Source organism: Butyrivibrio sp. NC2002, assembly GCF_000702265.1.
Classification (GTDB): domain Bacteria; phylum Bacillota; class Clostridia; order Lachnospirales; family Lachnospiraceae; genus Butyrivibrio.
Genome location: NZ_JNKZ01000010.1, coordinates 174,883 through 183,413, shown reverse-complemented (window position 1 = coordinate 183,413; position 8,531 = coordinate 174,883). Strand labels below are relative to the sequence as shown.

Here is an 8,531-nt window from a genome sequence, read left to right as displayed (position 1 = left end):
TGATAACGTTGCAACAGAGCTTCTTGATCTGTTTGGAGAAGAAGATCTCCCGCTGCCTTCTGCTATGATCCAGCGCCGAAACCAGATAAAAAAAGAGGCTTTCAAGGAATTGTTTTTTCTGTTTAATAGAACAATCCCTGTAACAAAAACTTTTCGTGGTTACAGGCTTATTGCCTGCGATGGTACTCGGCTCAATCTTCCTTACAATCCTTCTGACCACCGTACTTTGGTCAATAACATAGAAGGACGTAAAGGCTTTAATCAGGCTCACATGAATGCTCTTTACGATATCTTGAACGACTTATTCATTGATGTTGAAATTCAAGGAATGAATGAAATGGACGAAAATGGTGCTTTCTGCAGATTCCTTGATAAACATTCAAAGCTATGTAGTAAGACAATCTACATTGCCGATCGAGGATATGCCACATTCAACAACTATGCGCATGCTCTTCGTAATAACCAATTGTTTTTGTTCCGTATGAAAGAAACTGATGCATTAAATCTATGCCCTAGTCAGCCACATATAATGGATGGAGCATATGTCGATGAAGATATTTCTATTCATGTTGGCAGAAGGCGTAAAAAATCTAACCGGAAGTATGGAAACTACCATTTTGTGCGTAAAAGGCACAGATATGATTTCATTGCTCCGAACGCTGACGATATAGATATTCTCAACTTTCGAGTGCTGAAATTCCCGCTCTCTAGCGGAAAAATGGAGTATATCGCAACAAACCTTCCTTCAAATGAATTTCCATTAAAACTGATCAAAGACCTATATAACCTTAGATGGGGCGAGGAAACAGCGTTCCGTCATCTTAAGTATGCAGGAAATATGGTACATATCCACTCGATAAAACCCGACTTTTTAATACAGGAAATATATGGAAAGCTGACACTTTATAACTTCTCGTCATGTATCACTAAAGCAATGACCAAAAGAGAAACTTCGAAGACTGCTTATACATATAACTTTAACCATACGCAGATGCAGAAGTTTGTGAGACTTTTCCTTATAGAAAGAATACTCAATCTGGAAAAGCTGATGAATAAATTTTTGGTGGCAGTCCGACCGGGACGCAAATTCAAAAGAATCATGCGTCGCCAATCGGCCAAACCATTGTCATACCGATAACCAAAAACAACTAAATACCTTTCAGTAGGCAGCCTCCGCAGACTGTCTGTTTGCCTTTTTCAAAAATAGAATTTTTGACCGTAAACCCGAGAACTGGCTGTATCGTGTTTGTGATTATCATGCTTTTAATGATACACTATTCTTACTTTAATAACTATCTAAATGACATTGACCCCGTCCCCCAGGTTCATTTAACCTTTTTCACCTTGAGTTTATATGTAGCATTGTTATTGTAGCCGCGAGCAACTTTTATATAGTACTTTTGGCCTTTCTTAAGAGATACTGTCTTGATCTTCTTCCAGCCAGTCTCGTTGTAGATGCCTACGTAGTTGCCGTCTGCTTTATTTTTACTCTTATAGCCGGTAAAAGATGTCCATCCGTGGTGATCCTCGGTATTTACAGCAGAAAACTTATATTTTCCTGCTTTCGGAGCCTTAAATACAAACCAGTCAACATCCTCGTTATCGTTGATGACTCCGCTATATGTCTTCTTAACCTTGATCGAAGTAGCTTTCTTAGCTGAGCCATTGTCTTCTTTCTCAAAGTACTTATCGCCATCGTTAACAACTTTGACCTTGTATTTGAATGTACAATCATTGAAATTGCCCTTCACATTAAGTGAAACTGTACTTCCTGCAGGAAGACAAAACTCAGGTGATTTAACCCATCCCGCATCTCTATTGATATTTCCGAGGTTCCACATTGTCTTGTAGTTATAAGACATCTTGGTGGTAAGCGAAATATTATCATAATTTTCTGATTTGCCATTTTTTACTGTGTCAGTAAGAACCACTTCGATATGGAAAGCACCGTTTTTAGGCGCCTTAAACTCGATCACATTCTCATCAGATCCTATTATTGAAAACTCTTTTTCCTCATTCACGTTAAGTGAATATTCTGTTGCAGATGCCTTCATACCACCTGCGATTGCAAATGCGGCAAAAAGAGCAGCCGTCATTCCTAATAATTTCTTCATATTTCTCATAAAAACCTCCTTGGTTATTCTTAGTAAATTAATATCCGTACTTATCTACTTTTCTATTATGTTTTTCAAATGCGCTTTTTATAATGAGTCCGGTGCCAATCACCACGGGGACAAACACAAGCAGTATGTCTGTAAGTGATGAATATGCAAAATAGAGCTCTGTTCCAAGTACAAGTGCTGTTACCAAAAGGATCAGTGACATCACCAGGCACCCCCAGGTAAATTTGTTTTTATTAACTACAACCGCTATTGCTGAAATTATAAGAAGAACCAGAACTATTGCAGATGTGCTCACCCTTCCGATCCTATAGAATCCAAATGACGATACCCTTACCATCTTGAACAGCATGAATAGGCCAATTATAACCAGGATCCATCCCACATTTCTTTTTGTCATACATTTTCCTCCTTAAAAAAATTCCCCAATCACTGATTATATCACAAAAATCTATGTCGCTTGCAACCAAGTCCAAATGCTACTATTCTTCACATTTGGTGAAATCCACACCTTCAACGCCAAGAAACCTCCCGGAAATATGAGCATTTTTATCACATTTCCGGGAGGTTTCTTTGGAGTTTAAATTATTAGAAGATGCCTTATCTTTCCGCTCTGTCTGCAGGAAGTTATGCTATCTGAATGTGCTTCTTTTCAGGAAGCTTTGGCTGTTCCTTTTTAGGAATCATCAGTGTGAGGACACCGTGTTTGAAGGATGCCTTGACGTCGTCTTCTGTGATCTGGTCTCCAACGTAGAAGCTACGCTGCATGGATCCGGAGTACCGCTCCTGCCTTATGAGTTTGCCCTTCTTATCACTCTTGTCGTTGTTCATGTCCTTGGAAGCGCTTATGGTAAGATATCCATCATTTAATTCCAGACTAATGTCGTCTTTACCGAATCCGGGAAGATCGACATCAACCTCATACTGGTTGTCTTCTTCCTTAACATCAGTCTTCATCAGTCTGTCGGCATGTCTTCCATAGAGCTTGCGCTCCATGTTATTCAGTTCTCTGAAATCAGGGAAATTAAACAGATTATCAAAAAGATTTTCTTCAAAAATACTTGGTGCTAACATAATACTTACCTCCTTTGCATCAAAAACATTTATTGCCCTTGAGCATTGGGACGGAGGGAGGGAGCAAGTCCACTCTTTGGATCATAGGAATTCATAAGTCCTAACGGTCTTCTCTGTTCCTTTGTTCTATTATTAGTATAACACAAATTAGCACTCTGTCAAGTAGAGTGCTAATTTTTTTTTTAAATTTTTTATTCTTGTGGAGCATTTCTTCCCTTTTCCTATGTGTTTGGGGTTTTCCGTACTCGTCACAAGAGGAATTCATTCTGCCATCGCAGCTTCGAATTCATCAAAAGCAACAAGTCCCCTTATTTTTATGGCTACTTGGGGCTTTTGCCCTTCCCTGACGCCTGCTCCAAAACCGCAAAAGCAACAAGTTCTCTCGATTTCATGCCTACTTGGGGCTTTTTGCTCTTCCAACATGAAGAATTCTTTCTGCTATCGCATCTTCGAATTCTTCAAAAGCAACAAGTCCCTTTGTTTTCATGGCTACTTGGGGCTTTTGCCCTTCCCTGACGCCTGCTCCAAAACCGCAAAAGCAACAAGTTCTCTCGATTTCATGCCTACTTGGGGCTTTTCGCTCTTCCAACATGAAGAATTCTTTCTGCCATCGCATCTTCGAATTCTTCAAAAGCAACAAGTCCCTGCGTTTTCTTGGCTACTTGGGGCTTTTGCCGCTCCAGAACTCTTGCAGCTAGCGGTATGACTCCTTACGGGCAATAGCGGAAATCGCTCGCAAGAATCCTACTTAGGCAGGACCCGCCCCTCGCAAAGCGAGGGGCGGGTCCAATACTATTCCCGTTTTTCTGAAGGAAAACAGGGATCTATGATATATGTTTTTCAAACCAGCCGGTGATCTCGTTTAATCGTCTTATTCTGTGCATAGGCTTTCCGCCTCTGGAAAGTTCGTGATTTTCTCCGTGGAAAACGATCATTCTGGTTTCAACGCCTCTTACCGTCATGGCCTGCATCATTTGCATAGCTTCAGGCAGAGGGCATCTGTAATCCTCATCACTGTGAAGAAAAAGTGTAGGCGTCCGGGCATCATCAACATATTTTAATGGAGAATGATCCCAAAGCTTTTTAGCATCGAGTTTTCCATAATAATCATCATACGCTATGCCGCACTGATCAGGTCCAAAATAGGGCCCTATATCGCTGATGTAAGACATTGAAACCCAGTTAGAGATAGACCTCTGGCTTGCCGCGCAGCAAAATCTATCTGTATGAGTAACTATCCAGTTAGTCATAAATCCGCCATATGAACCTCCGGTCTCACAAATTCTGCTCTCATCAATGGAAGGGTATTCTTTAATGACAGCATCAACAAAGTCCATGAGATTATTAAAATCTATGCCGCCGTAGTTACCACGGATATCAGCAAATTCATCTCCGCGACCATCGCTTCCCTTGATATTGGTGAACATGACCACGAATCCTTTTGATGCCCACACCTGCATCTCATGGAAAAAGACCTCTCCGTACACGCATCTTGGACCACCATGGATATCAAGCACAGCCGGATATTTTTTGGATTGATCAAAGTTTTCCGGAAGAAGAACCCATCCATGAAGCTCTAAGCCTTCAGATCTGTAGTCGATCCTCCTTGGCTCAGCTACGTAGACATCCTCAAGCAGTGCGCAGTTATGCTCGGTAATCTGCTTCATATCTTCAATATAGCGCGGTGGAGTATAGTGAAACTGATCGTTTATTTCAACTGTCCCAAGCTTGTTTTTGTCAACAGTATAAATCTCAGGCAGCTTATCTCCTGCTATATAACACAGCGCAAAAGTATCCTTCACTATATCAAAGAAAACAATTGAACCTGATAGATCAAGCACATGCTGCACCAGACCGCTCTCAAGATCGATCCTTGAAATGGCCGAATGATCTTCAACAGTTGAAAGTGTATAATATACCGGCTTTCCATCTTCATTTAAAAGCTTGTTCTGCCTTCCTCCTCCAAGTGAAACATCACTCAGCACACTGTTTCCTCTTGAATGCGAAGGATGATATTCCTCTACTTTTACAAGCTCGTTATCCTGCACCTTAAACAAATATGGAGATTCATTTATACCATAGGTCTTATAATCCAGTGCAAATACATACGCTTTTCCGTCCATAACCTCAAAGCTTTCAATTCCCATGTCATGCCTGTCATATATGCTTTCAATCTGCATATCTTCGACATCAAGGGTGAATAGATCAGAGTAAAAGTCCGGAATTACAGAGGCTTTAGCACCTGTAAAATATATCTTTTTGCCGTCTAATTTGAAGTCATATACATTAAAATCAGGGTCAGTTATCCTCTTAAGCTCAAAACCGGTTTCTGAATTCTTATCAATCCTTTTAATAATAAAAAGGGCATTCCTTTTTCCTTCAGTCACTCCGCTGCCGTTACCCCAATAAGGAACTTCCGTGAAAACATCATAATCACTTTCAAGATTTGTCTTCTTCTCTTCCTTCTTTTTGGTCCTTACCTCTTCACTGTCAAGATATGCATCAGGGTCTTTTTCCTCTATCTGAGCAGTTGAAACGTAGAGCCCCTCTGATATTTTTTTGATATTCCCCAATGAAACGGGAAGCTTTGCCCAGAGCTTTGCTTCACCGCCTCCTAGAGAAATCGAATAAAGCTCCGTTCCCTCAAACTTTTCATCCTCAGGCGCTTTTCTGTTTATGATCAGCTCCTCGTCATTTTCCCAAAAAGAAACTGATGCCTCCAAAGTCGATGTGAGCTGAAATGGCTTTCCATCCTTTACGGCCCATACATCTCTTTTGTAGGTATTTTTCTTTTCGTCTGCCAATGCAACGTTGTAAGCAAAAATGCTTCCCGTTGGGTTATACAAAACATTCTCGAGATACTTGTATTTTAAAATATCCCCTATTTCGACTTTTTTCATTATATCTCCCATATAGTTTTCCTCCGTATTTGGTCTCTCCAAGCTTTAATTATATGGGAAACGTCAAAGATATTGAAGCTTTGTTTTCAGTCATTTGCAACGTCCCCAGTGGCTCATTCCACATTCTTCAGGGCTTCGCTCATAGGGATTCGTCCGATCCTGCGATATTCAATTACTGCAACCACAGCATAGGTCACCACTCCGAGGATAAACATCTTAACGTAAGCTGCAGGGTCAAGCCAGATAACCATCCAGCCACTCATCATCTGCTTTAGCATCATTCTGAAAATCTGTACCATCACGCAGGATACTATCGGATAAGAGATGAGAAAAGAAGCTATGACCACAATTGCAGTCGGTATAATGTAGAGCATTGCGATCTCTTTTTTGGAATATCCCAGTATCTTCACCATTGAAATGGATTGGACGTTTCTCTCAATTATAAGTTTGGACAAAAGATATATCAGCACAATGAACATGATAACTGAGAATCCGTCCACAAGGTACATTAGATTTCCCATAGAAATCATCAGCTGTCTCGATACCCTTGTAAGAGACTCCTCATCCACTACAGTTCCAATATATTTGCTGTCAATGTCCGTTATTTCAGTATCTGAGAAAAATCCCGAGAAGAACTCTTCATCAAGCCCCATTACGTCATTTAGATGCTTTTTGCTCATAAATACCGCAACTGCGCCATCGTAGTCATAGACACCGGTAACCTTAAAACCGTAGTATCTGTCCTCATAAGGCTCTTTTAAAGTAATGACGGAATCCTTTCCATAGCCGTATTTATCCGCATAGGCAGATGAAATAAGAACTGTTTTGTCATCAAAAGAAGCATCTATGTACCTGCTGTTTTCCTGGATGCCATATAGCGTCACATCCTCAACCTTGGTGCCGCCCTCTCCTATCGTTTTAAGGCTGCAGGCAGATATCTTCTCAGCATCGGGATTGTTGGTATTTATTTTTCCTCTCAAAACAACATACGAAAGAGCTGCAGATATCTCATTATCATCATCCACTGCCCCCGCAGGTATTTGCAGAAGATATGTGTGTTTTGCAAGCATTGTGTCAGTAACTATGCCCTGAAAATGTACAAGAAGTGGCGGAAGCATCATTCCAAAAAACAAAAGAATATTTGCAAAAAAAAGTCCCATAAAGAGGATTATGTAACTGCTCTTATTCTGGATAAGTATGCGGATCCTGAACCTGTCAAAAAACCTGATAAGGCTGCTAAGCTTTACTGCGGCTTTTCTCTTCTCTCCCGAGAGATTGCGGCGAATCAGATGGAGAGGACTTAGCATGAGCTTTTTTCTTAGGATAAAATAAGTCACAACAAGCATGATGATAAAGGGAACAATCGTTGTCTTTAGAAAAGCATCCGCGCTCCATACGGTGACATAGGTAGGCAGAGAATAGCTTCCGTAATACATATCCACGCACAGGTTCTTAAAATACGTATATCCAAGTATATTTCCAATGATCGCGGATATTATCGTCACAATAAGCGGCATAGCCATATAGTGCCTTATGAGCTCACCTCTTGTGTATCCCAGCGCCCTCAGAGTCCCTATAACGCAGGACTCCTTGTGTATCGTGTTGTTTATTGTTATTCCGAATACAAACGCCACAATAATGATTATTATGCATAAGAGGACTTCCATCATTGCCTTGTCGCTGCCAATATCGTCACCTGTAAAATTGATAGCCTGGTTCAAATACCTTGGGATAAAATTCTCAAGCGAAGTCTTTTTGGAGATGGTCTCCATAAGCTCTTCTGAAACCTCTTTTTCCTCGATATCATCCTTTGGCTTTTGATGGTATAAAAATGAGTAATTATATCTGAGCAGGTCGCTGTCATATTCGTCAAACTGCTCTTTTGATACAACGGCCACACCGAACGCAGATGCATCAAACATCATATCGTTGTTATTGTAAAAAAGAGCGCTGTAGTCTGACAAAGCCACAAGTCCAACAATCGTATATGTCGTTCCATCAGACGTAATAACATCTTCCGGTGCCAGATCGTTGTTGTCTGCATACATTCTGTCTATGGCTATCTCGTTCTTCTTTTCCGGAAGCCGTCCCTTCATTACGCAGACTTTATCGATTTCTTCCCTGTTTGCATAGATCCTTATCGTTGTATCGTTGTCAAATGCTTTCTCTACATAAAAATTCTCATAAATTGAGATATCTTTTCGTTCAATCCTATCCTTTGTTGAGTCTGTAAGTTTATCCTCAGTCCTGAAATTGCCATCTTCAATTGTGTACTTATCAAAGCTATCGTTGTAGGCCTTTATCATGCTCTCGCCTGCAACCAGAAATCCTGACACAAAACCAATTGACAATACAAGCAGGACAAAAATAACAAAATACTTTCCAAAGTCTCCCCTAAGGTCACGGAGGAGCCTTTTCTTTAGTGGATTTTTCATTG

Annotated in this window: 7 protein-coding genes; 1 reads left to right on the top strand and 6 read right to left on the bottom strand. The window is 40.6% G+C overall.

Annotated features, from left to right (window positions below):
- A partial coding sequence (locus T543_RS06560; RefSeq protein ID WP_035766978.1) for an IS4 family transposase occupies nucleotides 1–1,138 on the top strand: 1,138 nt, incomplete at its 5' end.
- A gap of 187 nt (nucleotides 1,139–1,325) precedes the next feature.
- Here the strand turns inward: T543_RS06560 and T543_RS06555 are convergent.
- The 6 genes from T543_RS06555 to T543_RS06530 form a co-directional block, all read right to left on the bottom strand.
- Nucleotides 1,326–2,114 carry a hypothetical protein gene (locus T543_RS06555; RefSeq protein ID WP_155843187.1) on the bottom strand — a complete coding sequence of 263 codons (789 nt, stop codon included), beginning with the start codon at nucleotides 2,112–2,114 and terminating at the stop codon, nucleotides 1,326–1,328.
- Nucleotides 2,115–2,151: 37 nt separating this feature from the next.
- Nucleotides 2,152–2,520 (bottom strand): hypothetical protein, encoded by a 369-nt coding sequence (locus T543_RS06550; protein WP_035766973.1) that lies wholly within the window; start codon nucleotides 2,518–2,520, stop codon nucleotides 2,152–2,154.
- Between the two features lie 227 nt (nucleotides 2,521–2,747).
- On the bottom strand, nucleotides 2,748–3,194 hold the full coding sequence (locus T543_RS06545) for an Hsp20/alpha crystallin family protein (RefSeq protein ID WP_035766970.1): 447 nt from the start codon (nucleotides 3,192–3,194) through the stop codon (nucleotides 2,748–2,750).
- Between the two features lie 394 nt (nucleotides 3,195–3,588).
- On the bottom strand, nucleotides 3,589–3,810 hold the full coding sequence (locus tag T543_RS06540; protein WP_035766968.1) for a hypothetical protein: 222 nt from the start codon (nucleotides 3,808–3,810) through the stop codon (nucleotides 3,589–3,591).
- 208 nt (nucleotides 3,811–4,018) lie between these two features.
- Nucleotides 4,019–6,106 (bottom strand): alpha/beta hydrolase family protein, encoded by a 2,088-nt coding sequence (locus T543_RS06535; protein WP_051638598.1) that lies wholly within the window; start codon nucleotides 6,104–6,106, stop codon nucleotides 4,019–4,021.
- Between the two features lie 101 nt (nucleotides 6,107–6,207).
- Nucleotides 6,208–8,529, bottom strand: a complete 2,322-nt coding sequence (locus T543_RS06530; protein ID WP_035766965.1) for an ABC transporter permease — start codon at nucleotides 8,527–8,529, stop codon at nucleotides 6,208–6,210.
- Nucleotides 8,530–8,531: the final 2 nt, after the last annotated feature.